The sequence below is a fragment of the Bradyrhizobium monzae genome (assembly GCF_021458635.1).
GTDB lineage: Bacteria > Pseudomonadota > Alphaproteobacteria > Rhizobiales > Xanthobacteraceae > Bradyrhizobium.
The window spans coordinates 45454-68907 of sequence record NZ_JAIRDQ010000002.1 but is presented as its reverse complement, the minus strand read 5'-3'; the positions used below and the strand labels follow the sequence as shown (position 1 = coordinate 68907).

At 61.9% G+C, this 23454-nt stretch carries 14 protein-coding genes; 7 read left to right on the top strand and 7 right to left on the bottom strand.

All coding sequences use genetic code 11. From position 1 onward, the window contains the following. The first annotated feature begins 31 nt into the window (after positions 1–31). Entirely contained in the window at positions 32–10975 is a 10944-nt protein-coding gene (locus K3F49_RS09510) for an immunoglobulin-like domain-containing protein (RefSeq protein WP_234680671.1), read from the top strand. Between the two features lie 91 nt (positions 10976–11066). On the opposite strand, the gene K3F49_RS09505 is transcribed toward K3F49_RS09510, so the two are convergent. The 4 genes from K3F49_RS09505 to K3F49_RS09490 all read right to left on the bottom strand — a co-directional run bounded on the left by K3F49_RS09505 (position 11067) and on the right by K3F49_RS09490 (position 17692). Further along, the gene (locus K3F49_RS09505) at positions 11067–12044 is read right to left on the bottom strand and encodes a transglutaminase-like cysteine peptidase (RefSeq protein ID WP_234680670.1); all 978 of its coding nucleotides are present in this window, start codon (positions 12042–12044) and stop codon (positions 11067–11069) included. Between the two features lie 280 nt (positions 12045–12324). Further along, positions 12325–13575, bottom strand: coding sequence for an HlyD family type I secretion periplasmic adaptor subunit (locus K3F49_RS09500; RefSeq protein WP_234680669.1), 1251 nt, complete (start codon positions 13573–13575; stop codon positions 12325–12327). Further along, positions 13565–15724, bottom strand: coding sequence for a type I secretion system permease/ATPase (locus tag K3F49_RS09495; RefSeq protein ID WP_234681408.1), 2160 nt, complete (start codon positions 15722–15724; stop codon positions 13565–13567). The genes K3F49_RS09500 and K3F49_RS09495 overlap by 11 nt, the downstream gene beginning before the upstream one ends. A 294-nt stretch (positions 15725–16018) precedes the next feature. After that, complete coding sequence (locus K3F49_RS09490; protein WP_234680668.1) at positions 16019–17692, bottom strand: TolC family outer membrane protein; 1674 nt, start codon at positions 17690–17692, stop codon at positions 16019–16021. A 627-nt stretch (positions 17693–18319) separates the two neighbouring features. Between K3F49_RS09490 and K3F49_RS09485 the strand changes: the two genes are divergently transcribed. Genes K3F49_RS09485 through K3F49_RS09470 form a run of 4 tightly spaced genes read left to right on the top strand, consistent with a single transcriptional unit; the run spans position 18320 to position 19753 of the window. Then, positions 18320–18661, top strand: coding sequence for a hypothetical protein (locus tag K3F49_RS09485; RefSeq protein ID WP_234680667.1), 342 nt, complete (start codon positions 18320–18322; stop codon positions 18659–18661). A 48-nt stretch (positions 18662–18709) separates the two neighbouring features. After that, the gene (locus K3F49_RS09480; RefSeq protein ID WP_234680666.1) at positions 18710–19033 is read left to right on the top strand and encodes a hypothetical protein; all 324 of its coding nucleotides are present in this window, start codon (positions 18710–18712) and stop codon (positions 19031–19033) included. Between the two features lie 36 nt (positions 19034–19069). Further along, positions 19070–19312, top strand: a complete 243-nt coding sequence (locus tag K3F49_RS09475) for a type II toxin-antitoxin system Phd/YefM family antitoxin (RefSeq protein WP_234680665.1) — start codon at positions 19070–19072, stop codon at positions 19310–19312. A gap of 3 nt (positions 19313–19315) precedes the next feature. Then, the gene (locus K3F49_RS09470; RefSeq protein WP_234680664.1) at positions 19316–19753 is read left to right on the top strand and encodes a type II toxin-antitoxin system VapC family toxin; all 438 of its coding nucleotides are present in this window, start codon (positions 19316–19318) and stop codon (positions 19751–19753) included. A 233-nt stretch (positions 19754–19986) separates the two neighbouring features. Here K3F49_RS09470 and K3F49_RS09465 read toward each other — a convergent pair whose 3' ends face one another. Continuing rightward, positions 19987–20400 (bottom strand): GFA family protein, encoded by a 414-nt coding sequence (locus K3F49_RS09465; protein ID WP_234680663.1) that lies wholly within the window; start codon positions 20398–20400, stop codon positions 19987–19989. Between the two features lie 79 nt (positions 20401–20479). Next, entirely contained in the window at positions 20480–21409 is a 930-nt protein-coding gene (locus K3F49_RS09460; protein ID WP_234680662.1) for a LysR family transcriptional regulator, read from the bottom strand. 88 nt (positions 21410–21497) lie between these two features. Here K3F49_RS09460 and K3F49_RS09455 point away from each other — a divergent pair, with 88 nt between their 5' ends. After that, complete coding sequence (locus K3F49_RS09455; protein WP_234680661.1) at positions 21498–21806, top strand: antibiotic biosynthesis monooxygenase family protein; 309 nt, start codon at positions 21498–21500, stop codon at positions 21804–21806. A gap of 444 nt (positions 21807–22250) precedes the next feature. Here the strand turns inward: K3F49_RS09455 and K3F49_RS09450 are convergent, their stop codons facing one another. After that, positions 22251–22748 carry a peptide deformylase gene (locus tag K3F49_RS09450; protein ID WP_234680660.1) on the bottom strand — a complete coding sequence of 166 codons (498 nt, stop codon included), beginning with the start codon at positions 22746–22748 and terminating at the stop codon, positions 22251–22253. Between the two features lie 77 nt (positions 22749–22825). On the opposite strand from K3F49_RS09450, the gene K3F49_RS09445 reads away from it, so the two are divergent. Beyond that, complete coding sequence (locus tag K3F49_RS09445; protein ID WP_234680659.1) at positions 22826–23410, top strand: TetR/AcrR family transcriptional regulator; 585 nt, start codon at positions 22826–22828, stop codon at positions 23408–23410. Positions 23411–23454: the final 44 nt, after the last annotated feature.

Genomic DNA, 23454 nt, shown 5'->3' with positions numbered 1-23454 from the left:
TAGCTGCACAATGTTTTGGCAGGGGTAGATTATGAACGCTCAATTTCAGGTAGCGCAGGCTACCGGCACGGCTACTCCGACCAACGCAACTCCAGTTCGAACTTTCACTCTGGCGAAGCCGCTGACGGACCAGGCGGTAGTCGTACACCTCGGATATGACCAGAAGGTCAAGCTCGATTTCTCGTCGATCGCCAACGAGAAGATCACGCTCGTCCACGTCGGCGAGAAGCTGATCATTCTGTTCGACAACAAGTCGACGATCACAGTCGATCCGGTGTTCGACTCCCGCCATGACGGCCAGGACCTGCTGTCCATCGAGCTCGCGCCGGGGCGCGACGTCAACGTTCAGGAGTTCGCGAGCCTCTTTCCCATCACGACCGATCAATCCGTTCTGCCTGCCGCAGGTGACGGCAACGGCAACGCCCAAGGAAGCGGTGCCAGCTTCTCCAATGCAGCGGTGGATACGTTAAACGCCGGCAATCCGCTGGACCTGCTCGGACAGGAAGAGCTCGGAAATTTCGCCCTCAATCCCGAGACATTCGCAGGAGTGCCCGATACGACGATTGCCCCAGTTGCAGGCTTCACGCTCTCGGGCACGATCGTCATCCATGACGAAACCACTGATGTGCAAATTCTGAACGGCGCGAATGATCTAGCCAATGCTGTTTTGCCTGCGGTCTTCTCTCCTGTCGGATTGATCGGCTGGGCCGAGAGTGTCGTGCCGGAAATTGCGTCATCGAGCGCAAGCTTCGGAAGCGGCGGCACCGGAACGACCGCCTATGCGCTGACCACCTCCAGCGGCGCGGCCTTCGCCGGCATCGATTCCGGCCTGCAGGCGACGGTCACCGGCAATGAAATCTTCCTGTTCACCGAAGGCAATCTTGTCGTCGGCCGGGAAGGCTCCGGTGGCGTGGCCGATCCGAACGGTGCGGTCGCCTTCCAGCTTTATCTCGATCCTGCAACCCTGAAGCTTGACGTGGCTCAGTATGAAGCCATTAAGCACGGCGCCGCGTCCGATCCTGACACGAGCGAAGGCGCGCAGCTCGCCGACGTGGTGTTCGTGCAGCAGACCGTGACCGACGCGGTCAGCAATACGGCGACTGCGGTTTCGAACGGCTCACTCGGCGTGTCCTTTCTCGACGACGGTCCCGCGGTCACGCGCGGCGAGGGCAGCGAGCTGCCGTCCATCGGCCTGCTGAATTTGGACGAGACGATTGGCCATGAAGAGAGCCCGCTGATCGATCGTTACAATACCGGCGAAACCGAATCGGACGGCGTCGCGCCGAACGGCACTCTGGACGACACCGGAGTGACGACCGTCACCGTGTCCACCGCGCCGACGCAGGCCCAGGCGATCGGGGAGTTGTCGACGCCGGCGGGCGGACTCATCAATCTCTTTCCAGCGGCGCTGGTCGATTTCGGAACGGATGGCCCCGGCCCGGACGGTGGCGTCAGCAACGTTCTCACGCTGGTGCTGTCGAGCGCGACGGTCGGCACGAATCTGACGGCGACGGCGCTCGCCGGGACTCCGCTCGCAAGCCTCGACGCGGCCGCGCGCTCCATCGTGCTGGTCCAGGTCAACGACACCACGATCGAGGGTCGGATTGTCGGCGATGGCGTTGCCAACAACGGCGACGAGTACGTCGCCTTCCGCATCTCGCTGGAAAACGCCAGCGATCCTGCGACTGCGCATGTCACGGTCGACCAGTTCCTGGCGATCGATCACGGCGGTTCGGAAGACCCGTCGGTGTTCGACGAACAGATTCTGCTCCACCTCACTGGTGCTGATACGCTCGGCCTGCAACTCACGACGACGGTCACCGACGGTGATGGCGACCACGACAGCTCGACGGCCCAGGTCAATCTGATCGGCAGCGAGAATTCGTTCATCGCGTTCGACGACGACGGCCCGACGATCACGCGGGACGAGGGCGAACATCCGACGAACGTCGGACTGCTCGACCTCGACGAGACCATTGCCCACGGCGACAGCCCGCAGCCCGATACCTACAACGCGGGCGAATCCGAATCGGGGTTCGGACCGCCGAACGGCACCGCTGATGATAAGGCCATCGCCGTTACCGTCGCGACCCATCCGACCCAGGGGCAGGCGATCGGCGAACTGTCGACCACCGCGGGTGACCTTGCGGAGCTGTTTGACACAGCCATTGTCGACTTTGGAACGGACGGTCCGGGCGCCGAGGGCGGCATCAGCAACATCCTCAAGCTGGTGCTTTCCGGCGAGACGGTCGACACGAACCTGACTGCGACCGCGCTGGTCGGCACGCCGCTCGAGAACCTCACCGCGGCGCAGCGTGCCATCGTGCTGGTTCAGGTCGACGACAATACGCTCGAAGGGCGGATCGTCGGTGACGGTACTGCCGAGCACGAATACGTTGCCTTCCGCATAACGCTGGAAAATGCCAGCGATCCGTCCACGGCGAAGATTACAGTCGATCAGTTCCTGCCGATCGATCACGGCGGCACCGAGAATCCGTCGCAGTTCGATGAGCAGGCGATTTTGCACCTGGTCGGGAACGGGACGCTTAATCTCGAGCTCACCACGACTGCCACCGACGGCGACGGCGATCAGACCACCTCGTCGGCTCAGGTCAGCCTGATCGGTAACGAGAGATCGTTCATCGCCTTCGACGATGATGGCCCGGCGGTGACGGTGTCGGTGACGGCAGGCTTTGCCGTCGTTCATGACGAGACCCTGCTGTTGCAGAGCCCGCCGTTCGGCGACGACAATGACATTCTGTTCACGCCCGTTTTCAACGGCGTCAGCAATCCCGGGCACGACCCGCAGGTTCTGTTCGGTCTTCCCATCGGGTACGCGCGGAGCAATGTCGCGGCGCTCACCATCGACAATGTCGACTTCGGCACTGACGGCGCGGCCAAGACGGGCGCCCAGGTCTTCTCGCTGACGCTGGCCGACGCGCAGGGCCACAGCACGACCGGTCCGATCGATTCCAACCTCACCACGACGGAAGGGAAAGAGATATTCCTCTTCGTCGAGAACGGCCTCATCGTCGGTCGTTACGATGGGTCCGATCAAGACGATGTCGTGACCGGCACCAACGATCCGGCCGCATTTGCGATCGCGATCGACCCGGTGAGCGGCAAGGTCTCCGTCGTCCAGTATGTTTCGCTTCACCATGACAGCGCCGATATCGGTGGCGATATCGATGAGGCGGCCTCGCTGGCGAACGCCCTCGGCCAGGTCAAGGCGACCTTGACGGTCACCGACGGCGACGGCGATCACGCTTCGGCGTCCGCCGAGATCTCCGGCAGCATTCAGTTCGAGGACGACGGCCCGTCGGTGGCGGCGACGGTGTCTCGCAGTTTCGGGGTGACGGCGGACGAGACACCGGGCAACCAGGCGAACGACGTTACCGGCCCGCTCCAGATCTTTGTGGGCGTGCAGAATCCCGGCGTTGATCCGGATGAGCCCGGATCGCCGCTCGCCTATGCGACAAGCAGTGGAGCGGCGTTGTCGATCCTGCCGTACTTCGGCGTCGACGGACCCGATTCGGCTGCGGCGATCACCTATTCGCTCGATCTGAAATCGTCCAATTCCGGCGTGACGTTGACGGACGGAACGCCGATTACGCTGTCGCTGGACAGCGCGGGCCGGGTGATCGGCACCGTGGGCACGGATAATTTGCATCCCGAACTGAGCGGCACCACCGCCTTTGCCGTGGCGATTGATCCGGTCACTGGCAAGGTCTCCGTAGTCGAATATCTCTCGCTCCATCACTCCGATACGTCCAATCCGAACGATCAGATTTCGCTGGCCGCGGGCTCGATCTCGGCGGTCGTCACGATCAAGGATGGCGATGGCGACACGGCGTCCGCTTCGGCGGATATTTCGAGCAAGATCCACTTCAACGACGACGGCCCGACGCTGACGATCGGCACCGACGTGACCACGCCGGAATTCGTCGCGATTTCGCTCAATCTGGACGAGACAATTGGCCATGAGGGGTCGCCGCCGGATCAGTACAACATCGGCGAGAGCGAGTCGGGCGGCGGAACGCCGAACGGACTCGCGGACGACACTGGCAACACCACCGTGACGTTCACGACGGACGCGGCCTCGACGGCTCAGATCGGTGAGCTGATGACGGGCGCGGGGCTGCTGGCTCCGCTGTTCACGAATGCGGTGATAGATTACGGGGCTGATGGTGCCGCCTTGGTCCACCCCGTCACGTCCGCGCTCAGCCTCGTCCTGACGGGCGCGCCCGAACTTGGCGGAATCAAGACCAACCTTGTCGCTACCGCGTTGGCGGGCAGCCTGCTCGATGGCACCTCACAGGACCACCGGACCGTCTGGTTGACGCTCGAGGGCGACCAGATCGTCGGCCGCGTCGGTCACGATACGCAGTCGACGGGCGACGATTTCGTCGTCCTGCGCATCTCGTTGAGTTCGACGGATCCGGCCACGGCACAACTCGTGGTCGATCAATTCCTGCCGATTGATCACGATGCCTCGGAACCCGCCGGATCGCAGCTGCCCGAGAATCCCTCGCTGTTTGACGAGTCGGTTTCGCTGCTGGCGGCTGTGGCCGGTCAAAGCGTCGGCGTGAAGCTGACCGTGACGGTGACGGACGGCGACGGTGACCATCTCACGCAATCCGCCACGGCGACTCTCATCGGCAACAGCAGTTCCATCGTTTCCATCGACGATTCCGGCCCGACCATCGCCGCTTCGGAGGATTGCGTCGATACGCCGCTCACCTATGTCGGCATCAAGGCGGGCAACGTCGACGAGCGCGGTCTCGATGGTCCGAGCGAGCAGGACGTGCTCCTGTCCGCCATCGGTCAGGGCAATGGGCCGAACCCGAACACGATCAATACGACAGGAAGCGACATCGGCGTCGGCAACCAGTCGATCGAGGGCCATGAGGTCCACGGAGGCAACGACCAGCCTGCGGAGATTCTGCGGCTCGACTTCGTCAACAATCTCACGTTCCCGGCCAATACCTTCGCCTATAATGGTCATTACGAGGTGGATGCGGCTTCGTTCACCGTCCAACAGATCCAGGGCAGTGCGAGCAACACGGCGACGGTTTTCGTCCAGGTCTTCAACGCCAACGACAACAGCGACTTCACCGATGACGGCAATCCGCTGCCGATCACGCTGAACGACGTCACCGTCACCGGGGATGCCAGCTACACCAAAATTCCGGTGTATGACGGCAATACACTGGTCGGCGTCGTCATCGTCGGTCTGAACGAAGGGGCGACCGTCACGGTCAATACGACGGACGACTTCAATCGTCTCGTCATTTCCAACTACGACAATGTCGCCTTCTCGAGCACTCCGAACGGTGCGCCGACTCTTCCAACCGACCCGGCTGATCCGCAGGAGCTCAATGTCGGTCATCCGTTCTCGGTCAGCGGCATTTCGTCGGTCGTTTGCGCTCCGGCCACGCTCAGCGTCACGCATGACGAGAGCGCGGGATTTGCGCCGCAGTCCGGCCCGAACCCGGAGAACGACGTCGATCCCGTGACGGCCCCGAGCGTGCTGATGGCCGCGATTGCCGGCGCCCCGATCGTCACGGTTCTCGGTTACGCCGAATCGAGCGGTGCCGCGACCAGTCTGTTCACGACGCCCGATTTCGGCACGGATGGACCCGGCCCGGCCGGAGGTGTGACCTATCAACTGACGAACTCCGCCGGTGGTGGGTTCACCGGCCAGGATTCCGGGCTGAACGCGACGGTCGGGAACCACGACATCTTCCTGTTCACGGATTCCACCAACCCGAACATCGTCTGGGGCGTCGACAGCAACAACTTCCAGACCGGCGAGAAGGTGTTCGCGCTCTATGTCGACACCGACGGGCATCTGTGGGTCGCACAGTTCGCGGCGATCGCGCACAATGTTGATGGCTCGACGCCTGCTGCCTATGACGACGAGGTCTCGATCACGAACGGCCTCGTGTACATCTCGGCCACCGCGACCGACGGTGACGGCGACACCGCCCATGCGGTTTCGCCGGCCGGGCTTCACATCAATTTCCAGGACGATGGTCCGCATGCTGTCGCGGAGGCGTCGCAGGACGTCCTCGAAGGGTCTGCTCCGGTCATTGGTCAGCTCGATTTCGATCCGGGCGCCGATGGCGCGACCGTCACGCAAATCAACGGCGTGACCCTGTCGTTCGGGCCGGACGGGTATTCTCAGGCCGTCTCGGTCACCCATGGCAGCCTTCAGGTCACCGCCGAGGGTGCCTACAAGTTCGTTGCTCAGGCCGATGACGTCTACAATACCGGCGGGCCAGCGAACTTCACGTACACCGTGACAGATGGCGACGGCGATACCTCGACATCGACGGTATCTTTCGTGGTCGCCGACGACAGCGATCCGACCGCGGTGACGTTGAACGACGTAACGGTGAACGAGGGCGTCGGCACGGCGACGATCTCGGCCAGCGTGGATCATGCGCCGCAGGGCAGCGACCTCGTGCTGACTCTGAGCAACGGCGCGACGATCACGATCCTTGCCGGTCAGACCACGGGTGTCTCGACGCCGTTCCCGGTGCAGGGCGACGATCCCTATGTCGATCACGAGAGCTACAGCGTTTCGGTCACCGACGCGACCGGCGGCAATTATGAAGCGCTGAACACGACCGACACGGCAACGGTGACGGTCAACGACACGATCGATCCGACCACGGTGAACCTGAGCGCCTCGACGGTGCTGGAGGGCGGGATCGCGAACTACGTGTTCACTGCGACGCTCACCAATGCCTCGCACGGCAATACGGTGATCACGACCGACCAGGGCGTGATCACGGTCACCGATGGCAACACCACTGGAACGCTGACGATCGCGTCGGGCAATGGCGAGGATCCCTACCTGGACGCCAGCCAGTTGACGGCGAACATCACCAATGCGGCCGGGGGCAACTTCGAGAGCCTGGTGGTCGGAACGGCTGCGGCGACAGCGCATGTCAACGACACGATCACCACGAACTTCGTAACCCTGGACGATGTCGTGGTCCTGGAGAACCAGACGTTTGTCTATACGGCGCACATGGATTATGCGTCGCTTACGCCGTTCACAGTGAAGTTGGACAATGGGGTGGATATCACGTTTGCCCCTGGCCAGCTCACAGCGATGTCTGCGCCGCAGCCGGCACAGGGCGACGATGTGTATCTGGATGGCGGGACGACTCCGGTCTCGATTGCCAGCACCTCGGGCGGCAACTTCGAGGCGGTCAACATCACGACCTTTGGCAGCGCCACGGTTACAGTTACCGATACCGTTGATCCGACGACGGTGAGCCTGACGGCGACGCCGAGCATCACCGAGGCGGGGACCAGCATCACCTACACGGCGACGCTGGATCATCCGGCGCAGGCCGGCAGCCCGGTGACGGTGAACCTGTCGAACGGAGAGGTCATCACGATCGCGGGCGGCGCCAGCAGCGGCTTCGTGGTGCACGCGGTGGTGCCGAACGAGGACGTCTACATCGATCCGACCTCGGTGAGCGCGACGATCACCACGGCGAGCGGAGGCAACTTCGAGCACCTGGTCGTCGACGGCACGGCGGCGGTGACGCAGATCACCGACACGATCAACGACACGACGGTGAGCCTGACGGCGACGCCGAGCATCACCGAGGCGGGGACCAGCATCACCTACACGGCGACGCTGGATCATCCGGCGCAGGCCGGCAGCCCGGTGACGGTGAACCTGTCGAACGGAGAGGTCATCACGATCGCGGGCGGCGCCAGCAGCGGCTTCGTGGTGCACGCGGTGGTGCCGAACGAGGACGTCTACATCGATCCGACCTCGGTGAGCGCGACGATCACCACGGCGAGCGGAGGCAACTTCGAGCACCTGGTCGTCGACGGCACGGCGGCGGTGACGCAGATCACCGACACGATCAACGACACGACGGTGAGCCTGACGGCGACGCCGAGCATCACCGAGGCGGGGACCAGCATCACCTACACGGCGACGCTGGATCATCCGGCGCAGGCCGGCAGCCCGGTGACGGTGAACCTGTCGAACGGAGAGGTCATCACGATCGCGGGCGGCGCCAGCAGCGGCTTCGTGGTGCACGCGGTGGTGCCGAACGAGGACGTCTACATCGATCCGACCTCGGTGAGCGCGACGATCACCACGGCGAGCGGAGGCAACTTCGAGCACCTGGTCGTCGACGGCACGGCGGCGGTGACGCAGATCACCGACACGATCAATCCAGTGACGGCGACGCTGACGACGTCGACCACCGGCGTCTCCGAGTCCGGCGGCTCGATCATTTATACTGTGACGCTGACGAGCGGACTGACGCCATTCACGCCAAAAACTGATCTGGTGTTGACTTTGGCCAATGGCGAGCAGGTCACGATCCTGGCCGGACAGCCCAGTGGTTCGGTGACCACCAGCTATTCCGACGCGCAGATTACCAACCAGGCCTCGATCGACAACTCGGTTACCGGCGTGTTCAGCGGCGGGACGGAATTCGAGCATCTGCTCACTGCGGGGACGACGACGGTTCCGGTCGCGTACAATCCCGTTGGGAATACGCTTGCCGCGGTCGTCGACGATGAAGGGCTTGCGGCCGGCATCGTGGGTGGAACTAGTGATGATACCACCACCAATGCGGCCAACTTTGTCGGCACCTTGACCGGCTCGGGAGGCAACGGAGCGCTCACCTTCGGCTTTGCCAATTTGAACGGCGGCACCGGTACAGTCGGCCTGGAAAACGTCGGCTATGGCTGGTCGGGCAATATCCTTACGGCGACCATTACGTCGGGTGCGCGAGCCGGATTGGTCCTGTTTACAATCGACGTTACCCCGTCGACCGGCGCCTACACGCTCAGCCTCAATTTGCCGGTCAAGCATGCAGCAGGAAGCAACGAAAACGACGCATCCCTTGCGCTGCAGTACCGGGTGACAGACAGCGCCAACAACAACGGCTCCGGAACGATCAACGTAACGTTCGACGACGACGCACCAAACAACTTCGTCGCGCAATCGATGGTTATTGAGAACGGCGCCAATTCAATTGGCAGCGGCGCTCTCAATTTCTACCAGAACATCGGTGCGGATGGTGGCAGTGTGGTGTTCACCGGCACCAACAACTCGCTTCTTCAGACGACCAGTGCCGTGACCGTGAAATCCGGTGGACTTGACGTTCATCTCTTCGGGTTCGGCACCGGGACTCTCACAGGAAAGATCGGCGCCGACGCGCTCGGTAACGGTGGCACCACCGTTTTCACGGTGACGCTGTCGCCGAGCACGACGGATCACAATCAGGACGTCTATACTGTTCAGTTCTTCCGCGCCCTGGACGATGGCTCGGGCGGCAGCATTACGCCGACCAATTTCACGAGTACGTCGTCTGCGGCCTTCAAGCTGGTGGACGACACGACGGCGACGAACCACGACATTCTTGTTTCCGCCAGTGGAGGGACGGGCCGCGTCAATGGAAGCAATGGCGGCTCAGTCACCAGTCTCGGCGTAGGCGGTGGTGTCGATATTGGGTCGGGTGAGACGCTGAGATTCGATTTTGCTACGGGTGTCACGCTCGATGGCAATAGTGGCAACAATAACGTCACATCAGCAAGCCTGGTTCATTACGGCGTGCAAGGGTTCACAGCGACCATCAAGAATGGTGGCTCGACTTCGGCCGTTCGAATTGTTGCTTTCGATGCGGATAGCGATCTTGTCTTGACCGGTGATGCTGGCGATGTGGCGGACCAGATAACGGCCGTCTATCTGAATGGTGTCCTTGTGCCGTTGGCATCGCTTACGGCTGCTGGCGCGGGTTATATTATCAATGCCACCAACAACGACCAGATCTCGGTATTCACCACTGACGGCTATAGCAGGGTCGAGGTTTCGTATTCCAGCGGCCAGGATTTTTCGGTCGCCAACGTTGGCTATCTGACGCTTGATGCGGGTTCATCTCTGCCGTTGTCGTTCCATGTCACGGCCACCGATGGCGATGGAGACCAGTCCACCGGTTCGATAGCGATCACCACCAATCCGGTGACCAGCACAATCAACGGAACGGCTTCCGACGACCTCCTGATTGGGGGCAATAGTGGTGAGACGGTCAATGGGTTGGCCGGCAACGACACCATCGTCGGTGGAATAGGCGCCGATATTCTGGACGGCGGGACTCACACCGTCGGCGGTGGAGACACGGTCAGCTATCAGAACTCGTCGGCTGGCGTGACCGTTGACCTCACACTCGTCGGCGTCGCTCAGACGTCAGGGGGGGATGCCAGCGGCGACAAGCTCAGCAATTTCGAGAATGTCATCGGATCCAATTTCGCTGATACGATTACAGGCGATGCCAATGCCAACGTCCTGATTGGACTCGGCGGAAACGACACATTGAATGGTGGCGGTGGCGACGACATCCTGATTGGCGGCGCCGGCGCCGACACCCTCAATGGCGGGACGCATGGAAGCGGCGGCGACACGGCCAGCTATTTGGGATCGTCAGTCGGGATAACGGTCAACCTGACCCTGGGTGGGGCGCAAACGTCGGCTGGAGATGCAAGCGGCGACATTCTCATCAATATCGAGAACCTGACTGGCTCTGATTTCTCCGACATACTCATCGGCGACAACAACGCCAACACTCTGACGGGTGGCGCCGGTGCCGATCATCTTACGGGCGGCGGAGGAGCGGATCGCTTCCACTACAACTCACCCGCTGAGGGAATCGATCGTCTCACCGACTTCAATATCCTCGAAGGCGACGTGATCGAGATCTCTGCGTCCGCCTTTGGCGGAGGGCTCATCGCTGGGGGCGATGCAACTGGTAAATTCAGTTCTAGCGCCGACAATACCTTCGGAGCATCGGATCGCTTCCACCTCAACACGGCGACACATACCCTGCTTTATGATGCGGATGGCAGCGGGGGCGCGTCGGCAGCAATTGCGTTGGCCGTGCTTGAAAACGGTGCGACCATCGATGCCGCGCACATCAAGCTCGTCGCCTGAGGGTGACCGACGGGGAGCCGCCGGGAGTAATCCCGGCGGTTTTCCTTTTGTGCAGCCGAGCGCCCTGCCAGTTGTTTAGATGCTGGTCCCGTCACATCAGCAGCGGGAGCGCGCCCGACCAAGAGCCGCCCGCGGCGATGTCGGTGTTGCCCCATTCGGCCCCTTCATTGCTGGCTGCCGGCGCGGCCTCGGCGGGGGCGGCGTATTGGCGCTGGGCGTATGGCGCGGCGAACAGGTGTACGCCGGCGTGGTCGATGGCGAACAACGGGGCCAGGTTCGTCGCCCTTGAATCCTCGATCAGCTCGGAGCGGCGGTTGTCAAGCACGAGCCACTGTCCGTCGAGCCGCGCGGCGAGCACGGCGTGGTCCTGCCGCACGGCGCGGTCGCGGACCAGCACGAGCCGCAGATCTTCGCGCGGAAATCCGGCCTCGCGCAGTGCGACGTATTTCGCGATCGCGTAATCTTCGCAATCACCCTTTGACGTCGCGAAGGTCTCCAGCGGCGAGCTCCACCGATCGGCCTCGCCGTGCTGCGCGTAGTCGCTGACGTAGCGGACGACCATGTTGACGGCGCGATTGGCCTCATCGAGCCTCGCGCGACCCGATTTCGATTTGACGGCGCCGATCAAGCGCAGGAACTGGGCGGCGTTTGAAGGGCAATCGCCGGCGTCGGCCTGGCACCGCTTCAGCGTTTCTGCGTCCCGGTTCAGCTTGGTCTCGAGGCTCCGCCATTTCTGCCACAAGAGGCCTTCGGGCGCGCGGAAGGTGAAGAGGCCAAACGGCTCGTCGCCTTTCGCCGGCATGGGCCTGGGCTCGCGGGCGGCGTCGGTCGCGATATTGGAAGGGGTCAGCGCCGCGAGACGGACTGCATTCGGCCCACGGCCGCGCATGGCATCGAGCTTCGCCAGCACGTCGTTGATGCGGAAGAACGTGGCGGGCGCACGCGCTGCCGCGTCAATGCCGGGTGCGAGAGTATCCTGGGCGTCTTGAGCCAACCCGTTCTGAACCAACCCGTCCTGGGTCAAGCCGTCATCGGCCCGGGCAGGCGACGTCACGCCGGCAACGATCAATGTAACCAATCCCACGCCAAGCGCGCACAGGCGTTTCCGCTGCAATTCCCAATGCGGTGTCATAGACGACGTCCCCTGCGCCGGGAGCGTCGTCAACGTCTATCGCGTCGATCCACGCCCCGATCCTGTTGTCGGATCGAGACTGAGGTCTGCGACGCTTAGACGAGGTTAAAGCGGGGGAGAGGGAAGGAGCCTTGTCGCAAAGGCGGTCAATTCCGCGCTTCGGGGGACCGGCCAATTGTCGCCGCGACCTTTGCGCTCCGTTAACCTTGCCGAGGGCTCAACGCTCGCGCAGGGCTTCGTCGCGCAGCGTGCGGGCCGGCCTCACCAGATAATCGAGGACCGATTTCTCGCCGGTCAGCACCTCGACCGTCGCGACCATGCCGGGAATGATCGGGAGCGGCTTTTGCTCCGTACCCAGGTGGTTCTTCTCTGTCCGCACCATGACGCGGTAGAAGCTCTCCTGGCGTTCCGGCGTCTTCTCGGCCTTGTCGTCGACGATCGTATCGGCACTGATACGCTCGACTTTGCCCTTCAGCGAGCCATAGACGGACGAATCGTAGGCCGAAACCTTCACCACTGCGTCCTGGCCGGGCCGAATGAAGGCGATGTCCTGCGGGCGGATACGGCCTTCGACCAGCAGCGTGTCGTCGAGGGGGACGATGTCCATCACGTTGGCCCCGGGCTGCACGACGGCCCCCACGGTGGTCACGTTCAACTTGTTGACGATCCCGTGCACGGGTGCCTTGAGGTCGGTTCGCCGGACCCGGTCCTGCGCTGATTTGATGTTTTCATCGAGCACGGCCAGATCGCCCTTGGACTTCGCAAGATCTTCGTCCGCCTGGGAGCGGAAGGAAGAGACCGTGCTTGCGATCTTGGATTGGGCCTCCGCGAGTTGTCCTCTCATCTCGGTCGCCTGGCGGTCGAGCCGCAACATCTCGATTTCCGGCACCACCTTTTGATCGTACAGCTTGCGGGTCAACGCCAGCTCTCGATCCAGCAGTTTGAGTGTGCCGCCGAGCCGGGTGACCTGCTGGTTCAGGACGTCGACATCCTGCGCCAGTTTCTGCGCGCGCATCTTGAACACACTGCTTTCCGTGGCCACGGCCGACGGCACCACCTGGTCAAGCTGATCGGGAAAAATAAGCTCGCCCTTGCCTCTGGCTTCGGCCTCAAGCCTCGTGACACGGGCTGCCATCGCTGCCCGCCGTTCCCTGATCTCGCCGAATTCGGAGGCGAATTTCGTGTCGTCAATGCGCATCAGGGATTGGCCCTGCTGGACGATCGCTCCCTCCTGGATGAGGATATCGCCGACGATCCCGCCTTCGAGTGACTGCACCACCTGCATCTGCCGTGCGGGCACAACGCGGCCATTGCCTCGCTTGACCTCGTCCAGCACGGCGAAATGAGCCCAGGTCAGGAACGCGGTGAGCATGGCAAGGGATGCTACAAGCAGCATGCGAGAGGTCCGCGGCGCGCGAAGCGCGGCGGCGGCCCGAACATCGTTGGCGAATGCGAAATCAGACGACATTGGTTCTGGCCATGGGTGAGACGGGTTGCTCGGCAGCCGCCGGCATCTGGTCCTGGCTCGACGTCGACGGCGCCGGCTTGCCCTGCAGGAGCGCGAGAACCTTGTCGCGGGGACCGTCGGCGACCAGTCGGCCGTTATCGAACAGCAGGAGGCGGTCGACCATGTTCAGCAGTGAAAGGCGATGCGTCGAGATCAGAATCGTGATCTGCTCTCCGCGCAACGTCCTCAGGCGCTCGAGAAATTCGGCTTCGCTACGAATGTCGAAGTGGGCGGTTGGTTCGTCGAGAAACAATATCCGCGGCTTCCTGATGAGCACGCGCGCAAGGCCGATTGCCTGCTTCTGGCCGCCTGAGAGGCTCCGGCCGCCTTCCGAAATGGGCATGTCGTAGCCCATGGGATGGCCCGCGACGAACGTCTCGACGCCCGCCAGCCGTGCCGCGGCCAGGACTTCCTCGTCGGTTGCCTCGGGCTTGCCCAGCGCGATGTTGTCGCGCAGCTTTCCGAAGAACAGCTCGGTGTCCTGCATCGCAAAGCCAACCCCCGACCGCAGGTCCGATGGATCGTATTGCCGCGAATCGACGCCATCGACGAGGATACGGCCCTCCTGCGCCTCATAGAAGCCGAGCAGAAGGCGTCCTACGGTTGTCTTGCCGGAACCAATGCGTCCGATAATGCCGACCTTCTCGCCGCTTTCGATCTTGAAGGATACCTTGTCGAGAGCCTTGCCGGGCGCGCTGGGGTAAGTGAAGCTGACGCCTTCGAAAGCGATCGCGCCTTCGCGGATTTGCCGAGAGACATAGGCACGCGCAGGAGATCTCTCGCGCTCCAGCGACATGATGCGATCGATGGCCTTTAGCGAACTCGCCGTTTGGGTGCCGCGCGTGATTACCGACGCAATCCCGGCGATCGGAGCCAGAACACGTCCCGCCAGCATGTTTGCCGCCACCAGCGCTCCAACCGTGAGCTTTCCGTCGAGTATGAGGAATACGCCGACGACGATCAGCGCGAGGCTGGTAAGCTGCTGGGCCGTATTAGCGCTCGTAAGCGCGAGCGAAGCCCAGAAATGGACGTCTTCGCCCGAGCGGGCCGTTGCTGCGACGGATCGCTCCCAAGCCGTTTGCATGCGCGATTCGGCGCCGGTCGCACGTATCGTCTCGAGGCCGGACAGCGATTCCACCAGCACGCCATGGCGTGCCGCAGCTTCGGCCTGCTGGCGTTTCATGGCCCGATTCAGCGGGCGCTGCAGTGCCAAGCCGATCAGGAGCATGACCGGCAACATCACCAGAGGTATCCAGGCCAGCGGCCCGGCGATGACGAAGAGGATCCCGACAAACAGCATTGCAAACAGAAGATCTGTCGCGGATACGACGCTGCCGGACGTGAAGAACTCGCGAACTGAATCGAAGTCGCGCAACTGATTGGCGAGGATGCCCACCGAAGGGGGACGCTGCGCCATCTTCACGCCCATCACATGCTCGAAAATGTTGGCAGCGAGGATTACGTCGATCGTCTTGCCGGTGACATCGATCATGCGGCTGCGAACGGTTCGGAAGATGAAGTCGAACGCAATCGCCAGCCCCATTCCGATCGACAGGGCAATCAGCGAAGGAAGCGCGCCATTGGGGACGACGCGGTCGTAGACGCTCATGGTGAAAAGCGGCGTCGCCAGCGCCAGCATATTGATCAGAAAGGCTGCAAGCGCGATGTGACCGTAGCTGCGCCAATTTACCTTGACCACCGACCAGAACCAATGGCTTCGCGGCAGATCGCCGGCAGCGACGGCGCGTGCGTTGCTTTCGACCGTAGCCCTGACGAAGAATGCGTATCCGGTGTAGCCGGCCGAGATGGTCTGAATCGCTTGAAGCTGAGGGATATTGCTCGTCAGGGACGGATCGAGGACTTTGACATTGCTTCCGGATTTGTCGAAGTCCAGGAGGATCAGTGTCGTCCCATTCTTCATGATGAGGACGGCCGGCAGCACCAGCGCGGGAATGTCGGCAATGTCGCGTTTGACGGCTTCGGTCTGGAGGCCCGCGCGTTGCGCTGCGCGGTCATAGAGCGGAACCGACAACCGACCATCCAGGACCGGCAGGCCACCGAGGAGTGCATCGCGGCTGACGGCACGGCCGTGGTACGACGCCAGGTAGATGAGCGATGAAGCAAGTGGGTCGTCGCCTTCGAGGCGAGCCGTTGCTTGCTTCGGTTCAAACGCAACGGCTCGCTCTGCAACGGAGTGGCCATGCGTGCGCGCTGACTCGGATGCTCGAAACGACAAATGCGAATGTCCAAAATGAAATAATGCGGAGCGAAAAGCGAACCGTTCATTCCAGCTTAGCGGAAAGCACACTGAATCAATTGGTTAATCGGCAAAAAGCACGACTAAAGGTTAATCTTCAAATCGCCTTTCGCCGATCACGGACCGACTCCACTGGTGGAATTGGGACTATCTTTGAACCGGGTCGAATGCCGTCGCCAGCCAATGCGGCTTTCTATCGGCCGCGTATGCGGTGGCGGGAGAGGTTTGCAGTATGACCGGATCGTTGGTGCTTCGCTGCTGCGTGATCCATTCTGACGCTCCCACTAGGCTCGCATGATTGGATCGCGACGGCCATCTGTCCTTGAACGCATCAGGTCCGGGCGCTTCGCTCGCATAGCCCAGGCGGGCAGTAACGCGTTCCGGTGCAGGCACGGGGACGGTCAGCGGCTCTGAGCCGGTCTGGGGCAGCTTCACGCGCAGCGTCGGCACCTTGTAGTCGGGCGTTCCGAGAATCCCAAGATCCATCGGGGCTGCATCAACAGGCGGCGGAGCTTTCAAATATTCGAGCAACGTGCCCATGGCCGCCAAAAGCTGGTAGTCGGCGAACACCACGACGCCACGAGCCGAAGTCAACGAAACCAACGCGTTGAAATACTGGTTCTGTGCGTTCAGAAGGTCGATCAGCGAACGCTGGCCAAGCTCATATTCCTTTTGGAATGCCACAATCGTCTTGCGATCAGCCTCGAGCTGCCGCGTCAGCGCGGCGATCCGGGTCACGGTTTCCGTCCGCGCGGCCCAGGCCTTGTCGATGGATTCGATTGCATCGCGCTGAAGGCGTGCATGTCGCGCAGTGCTTTCGACGTAGCGTTCGGACATCTCCGACCGTCGCCAGACGTCCTGACCGCCGCGGAAGACATCCCAGGACATGACGACCTTGCCGCTGTAGTCGTCGTGAGTCACGCCAAGATAGGGGTACGTGTTGTCGTTGTGCGTTGCCCGCCCTTCGAGCGAGAAATTTGGAACAAATGCGCCATCAGTCACGCGAAACGCATGCTTTGCCGCATCGGCGTCGGCCTGAGCGGCCTGAATGGTCGGGTTGAATCGTACCGTGGTCGCAAGGGCCTCATCGCGGGTTCTCGGCAAGCCGCCGAGCGGTCCGGGGAAACGAAGATTGATGGGTTCGATTCCGACAACCTTGCGGTACCTGGCGCGGGACTCTTCCAAGCTCCGGCGGAACTCGGAGAGCGTCGCGCGCGCATTTTCAACCCGTTCGCGTGCCTGTTCGAGATCACCTTCGCCGGCGCGACCGCCGGAAAAGCGCGTGTTGACGTTGGCGAATATCTTCTCGTGGTTGGCGACGTTCTGCTCACCGAGCGCGACCAGCCGCAGATAGCGCACGACGTCGACATAGGCCTCCGCTGCGTCCAGAGCGATCAATTCGGTACGCTCGCGAACACGGAAAGCCGCAGCGTTAACGCGCGCCGTCTGTCGCCAGATGTCGTGGATCGAGGCAAAGCCATCGAACAAAATCTGCCGGACGACGACGGATTCCTGCGATCCGTTGCGCCACGAGCCGTTTCCGACGACTGGGACGGGCAGGGCGGTGCCGGTTATCACGGCAGCGCTCTGGTCGAATTTTTCGGGACCCCAGCGCGCTTCTACACGCACCTGCGGAAGCAGTGTGCTCTGTGTCTGTCGAAGTTCGCTCTCGGTGGCGCGGCGGTTGGCGGACGACTCACCGACTCCAGGATTGGTGCGCACGGCCTGCTTCAACGCGTCATTGATTGAGAACGGCTCGGCCCATGCGCCGCCGCAAGGAGCCAGTGCCAATGAAGTAAGAATGAGAATGTGTTTAAACAATTTTACCTCCGCCCGCTTCCGAATTATCGGTCGCGGGGTCCCCCCATGAAATTCCCCGAACCTTCGCAAGGACTGGAACCATAGGCTAGGCAAAATGCGGGAAAGGTATGCAAATGTGCCGGGTTGTCGCATTTGTGCCACGTTCTGGTCCGATTACGGTGTAGTAATACCTATTTCTTGAGCAGAACAGAGAAGGCGGCGCGAACTTGGCGTCTACCGTCGCGCTAGCGCAGGGGAAGAATAGAGCTTCCCCGTGCACTTTACGTGCTCGGGCATTTGTCGAGTCGACACATCGTAAGCTGTCCGGCCGACCAACGATGCTTCGCTGGCAGAAGTCCGGCGTCTAGCGAGCCAACCGTCAGCGTGAGCCCGCTGCTGCCAGCGCGAGGATGGTTTCCGCCGACGCACCTGCCGTCTTTTGCACTTCATGAAGGCCGTCGGTGCAAGCAGGTGTAGCGGAGGAAGCGCTTCAGCGCCGTTCGCCCGTCGGTCCTGCGGCGGTCTTGGGGAGGAGAACGCGCTTTTCCCTTGCGTTCGGCACGGCAGCTAGATGATTGTGACGGGAGCTTGAAACATACGTAGAAGTAACGTGACTGATTTACCGAATTATATTTTTTGGGATTTCCGATGCGCACCCTGTTCATTGTTTTGGGCATCTGGCTGCTCATAAATGTTCTCTTCGTCGTGATCATGATCCCCCCGCGAAGGTCGCGGAGAGCGAATGGTCAGGGTCGTCATAGCGGCCTATCGCCTGCATCGATCCATCCGAATAGCCAGCTTGCGGAAGCTGACGAGGGTTTTTCGCTTCGGCATGCAATAATTGCAATCGCGCTCGGCTCCTTCTTTTCTTTGAGCCCACCGTTGCTGCAAGCTTACGATGCCATCGCGGCATTCATCAGAAAGCTCTGCCGAGCAAAGGGAGCGACTGTGAAGAACGGCGGAAACTCAGGCGATTCCCTCTCGCAGTAAGCTGGAGTGCGATTAACCTCTTCTCAGCCGGCATCGAGGGGACACCTCATGTTTGGCACGGAAACCACCGTGCTTTTGCGCGCGGCCCTCGATGCAACCTGCAAAAGCGTTTTGCACCGTGCGATCGGCACTCGTCCGGCGCGAATGCACCGGTTTTCAACAGCATTGCTGGCCTTATCGATGCTCAATGCATTTGAGCGTTTAAGCTGCCGACGCGGAGCTTGTTGGGCTGCCGAACATTGGGTCCTTAAGGCCGGAACGACCCGTGCTCTGATCGTGCCGTTGGAGACATTCGGCGGTTGCTTCGGACGCGGTGCCTGCCGAAATTTTATCTGCGGGAAGATCTGGGGCATCTTGAACCATTGGCTGTAATCTTATATGACTACAGTAGTCACACTTAGGTGCTCCATGCGCGAAATCCAACTTCGTGATGCCAAGGCCAATCTCTCGGCAGTCGTCGATGAGGCCATCGACGGCAAGCCGGCGGTGATCACGCGTCACGGCAAAAAGCAGGCGGTCGTCCTGAGTTACGATGAATGGCGGCGGCTGTCGCAGGTCCCGAGCTTTGGGCGACTGCTGATGTCGGCTCCCGTCAGGACGGGCGATTTGCCGGTGCGCAATCGATCCAAGCTGCGCAAGACCGACTTCTGAAGCGTGTACCTCGTCGATACCAACGTCATATTTGCCGTCTCGCCGAACCGGCCGGTGCCGGTCGCACTCGCCGAATGGATGGAGACGCAGTCCGCCTCCTTGTTCTTGTCCGTCGTGACGATTACCGAGATTGAGGACGGAATAGCCAAGCTGCGTCGCGAGAAAGCGACGCGCAGGAGCAAGGACTTGGCGCTATGGCTCGAGGCCGTGTTGCATCTCTATGGCGGCCGAATCCTGACGTTTGACGCAGCGGCCGCGCGTCTCGCGGGAACGCTATCGGACCGGGCTCGTGGGCAGGGGCATGCGCCCGGATTTGCGGACATCATCATCGCTGCGACGGCACGCCAGCACGCGCTGACGATCCTGTCCCGCAACGTCAGGCACTTCGAGCCGCTTGGCGTGCCGGTGCTTAATCCATTCGTCGATTTGCTACCGTCCTGACCGTTGCGCAGGCGCGCGGCGCTTGCGTCGGATGCCCGCCACGCGCTCCCATGCTACGACCTCAGCATCAGCAGGAACAACCCGTTGAGGATGCCTATCCCGCCCAGGATGATGCTGAGGACAGCAATCGGTGTCATTCCACCGGTGCGGTCCTTTTCCACGCTGCCCCCTGAGGCCGAACCTTCTGTGGTCGTCGTGGCAGGGCCTTCGGTTCAAGCGATCGCGGCCTCCAGCTATTTCGATCCCGAATGCCATTCCGGCAGTTTGGGGATGTCGGGATCGAGACGATCCCAGTCGTAACCGCGCGAGCAGAACAGCACGATGGATGGCTTGAAGGTGCTGGCATCGTCCAGCGTGCCGACATAGATCCCGATGTACTCCGGCTTCTCGCCCGGCTGATTGTAGATCGGCGAGCCGCAGTTTGGACAAAACCCCTTGCGTTTGACTGCGCCGCTGTCAGCCGTGCGTGCGATCTCGCGCACCTCGCCGGTCACCGAGACCGCGTTGCGCGCGAACACGAAGACAGAGCTGTGGCCGCTCCCGGTATCGCGTTGGCAGTCGCTGCACTGGCATTGAAAGCCGCGGATCGGCGCGGCGGCAATGGTGTAACGAACCGCGCCGCAGGCGCAGCGCCCGGAAAAATCCATTCCAAAACCTCCCACGGGGATGCCGGCAGGTTCTGATCATATCGCCCGAACTTGCGAACTGCTATGTATCACGTGCTTCTCAGGGTCGCATTTGGCGCGAGCCTCCTGGCGGCTCGAACGATCTGGTCACCAGCGAACGCAAAGTGCGCGCTGCAAGGTCGTCGTTCGTTCTGGCATGCCAAATCAGATTCACGGCGGTCTTGAGCGCCGGAACCGGCGCCTGTAGCGCACTTAACTTGAATTGCGTCTTGAAGGCATCGACGAGACTGGCCGGAAGTGTTGCCACGAAATGCGTCTCAGCCACGACGGCCGCGGCAGCGACGAAGCTGGGCACGACCAGGGCGACACTCCGTTCGATCCCAAGGCCCGCATAGAGTTGTGCGAGTTGCCGGTAGCCGCGACCGGGCGCCACCTGGACGTCGACGTGCTGCAACATCGACAGCTGATGCTTCGTCAGGCGCCGCCCCGCCCACCGATGGTCGCGTCGTGCAACAAGGACGCTCTTCTCGTTGTAAAGAGGCGTAATATGTACATCCAGCGCGGCGTCCTCGATGGCCGCGATCGCCAGATCGACCTCGACGCTGGGAGGGCCGCCCCAGGCAAGATAGGTGTCGATCCCGATCATGCGAAGTTTGGCGCGTGGCATTCTGTCGGACATCATGCGGCCGAATGCCGGCAGCCATGAAATCTGCCCGGCGTCAGAGACCGCGATCGTGAATTGTCGTGTCGTCGTTGCCGCATCAAAGGTTTCGCTGCGGATGGCGCGATCGAGATGGTCCAGCGCACTTCTCAGTGCTGGTGCAAGCTCGACGGCGCGCGGTGTCGGGACGATACCGCGACCGTTACGAACCACGAGCGGATCCCCTAGCGCCAATCGCAACCGCGCGAGTGCGTTACTAACCGCCGACGGCGTAACATGCAGCCGCTCCGCCGCCCGCGCGACACTCTTCTCGGAGAGTACGGCATCGAGGGTCAGTAACAGGTTGAGGTCGAGATGGGTTAAGCTCACGGATGGTGAGTATATCCATCATGAATCATAACTGGCAAGAATGGATACGGCCTTCTAGCGTGCCTTATCAATCAACGAGGGCGCGGATATGAAAGCGATGACGACGATCAATACTCTCCTGGTCAAGCCTGGTCGGATCGAGGAGTTCGTCGCGGCGCAGAGGAGTTTCGCGGAGGCGATGGCAAATCGGCCGAACGGGCTCATCGGCGGGCGTATGTACCGGAGTATCGACGGCTCGAAGGCCGTGCTCATCAGTCAATTTCAATCGACGGACGAGCAGGCGGCGGTCTTCCAGAGCCCCGAGTTCGCGGCGCATCTGGCGAAACTGCGCGACATGGTCGAAGCGTCGAGTCCAGATGCGTACCAGGAGGCGTATACGTATGGGGCTTTCAAGTAGGCGTGCGCCGAGTTCTACTCGGCATTGTTCTTAGGCCTTGAGTTCGCCGCAGCCGTATGAGGAGATCGTGAATGTTGCGCGAAATATGCCCCAACAACAGCCGGATTGCAATTTGAGGCTTCGGTCGCCTTGAGGCCATGTGTTTTTGAGCCGCTTCGCCAACTCGACTCAGGTGACCTCCGTATCCTTTAGCTTGAGGCGGGCGGCGGCCCACACTTCGCTTGGCGGTGAGGTTGTCGAGACCGCTCAAATTGCTTGTGGCGTTTGCGTCGTAATACCGCAAGATCGGCGGATTACGCTTCGCTAGTCCGCCCTACGCATTTGGCTGTGCTTTCCGATCGCTGGTCTTGGTGCGCGTCGTTTGCAGCTCTTGGGCGTGATTGTCGAGGGGGACGCAACTTGAGCCATCGCCAAGGCCGGGAGGGGCAGAGCGCGTAGGGCGGATTACGTTCGCGCCATCTTCTCGAACCTCTTCACCAGCCGCTCGCGCTTGAGCCGCGACAACCGCTGGATCCAGAACAGGCCGTCGAGCTGATCGATCTCATGCTGATGGCAGACGGCGCGCAAGCCGTCTGACTCCTCGCTATGCGTGTTGCCGTCGAGATCCTGATAGTTGATCCGCACGCGCGCGTGACGCTGCACCTCGTCATTGACGCCGGGCATCGAGACGCTGCCTTCCTTGTGCAAAATCATCTCCGGCGAGGCCCATTCGATCTCGGGGTTGACGTAGGTCTGCGCGCCAATCCTGGCGTCGAGCTCGAGCACGACGACGCGCAAGGGCACGCCGATATGCGGCGCTGTGATGCCGATGCCGGGCGCGGCGCGCATCGTCTCCAGCAGGTCGGCTGCCAACTCGCGCAAGCCGTCGTCGAAGGCGGTGACGGGGCGGGCGGGCATGGCAAGCCGGCGGTCGGGATAGCGGACGATCGGGCGAACGGTCATGTGAGGCTCCTAGCACTCACGGGGGAGTGAAGCACCTCGTTGTTGACGCCCTACCAACTGGAAGGTAGTTGTTCTCCATGACCAATGTTTCCTCGACCGCCGATGACATTCTGGCCTGCGCCCGCACGCTGATCATTGCGGGCGGTTACAACGGCTTCAGCTACGCCGACGTCGCCGAAGTCGTCGGCATCCGCAAGCCGAGCATCCACCATCATTTCGCCAGCAAGGTCGATCTCGTCCGCACCCTGGTGTCGCGCTATCGCGAAGAGGCTGAGGCGGGCCTGGCGGCGCTCGAGCGCAACATCCCGGATCCGCGCGGGCAGCTCAAAAGCTATGTCGGGTATTGGGAGGCCTGCATCAGCGATGCGACGGCGCCCTTCTGCGTCTGTGCGCTGCTGGCGAGCGAGCTTCCGATGCTGCCGGAGGGGGTGGCGCTCGAAGTCCGCTCGCATTTCCGTTTCCTGGCGTCCTGGCTGACCTCGGTGATGGAGCGCGGCAAACGGAAGGGGCAGCTCAAACTCTCCGGCACGGCACGGGTCGAGGCCGAAGGATTCATGGCGACCATTCACGGCGCGATGCTGTCGGCGCGCGCCTATGGCGATCCAAAGATGTTCGGTGTGATTACCGCTCCGCTGCTGGATCGGCTGTCCACGAAACACTGAGAGACATCGGCGAGACGGCAACGACACCCTGCAGCATCCGGGTG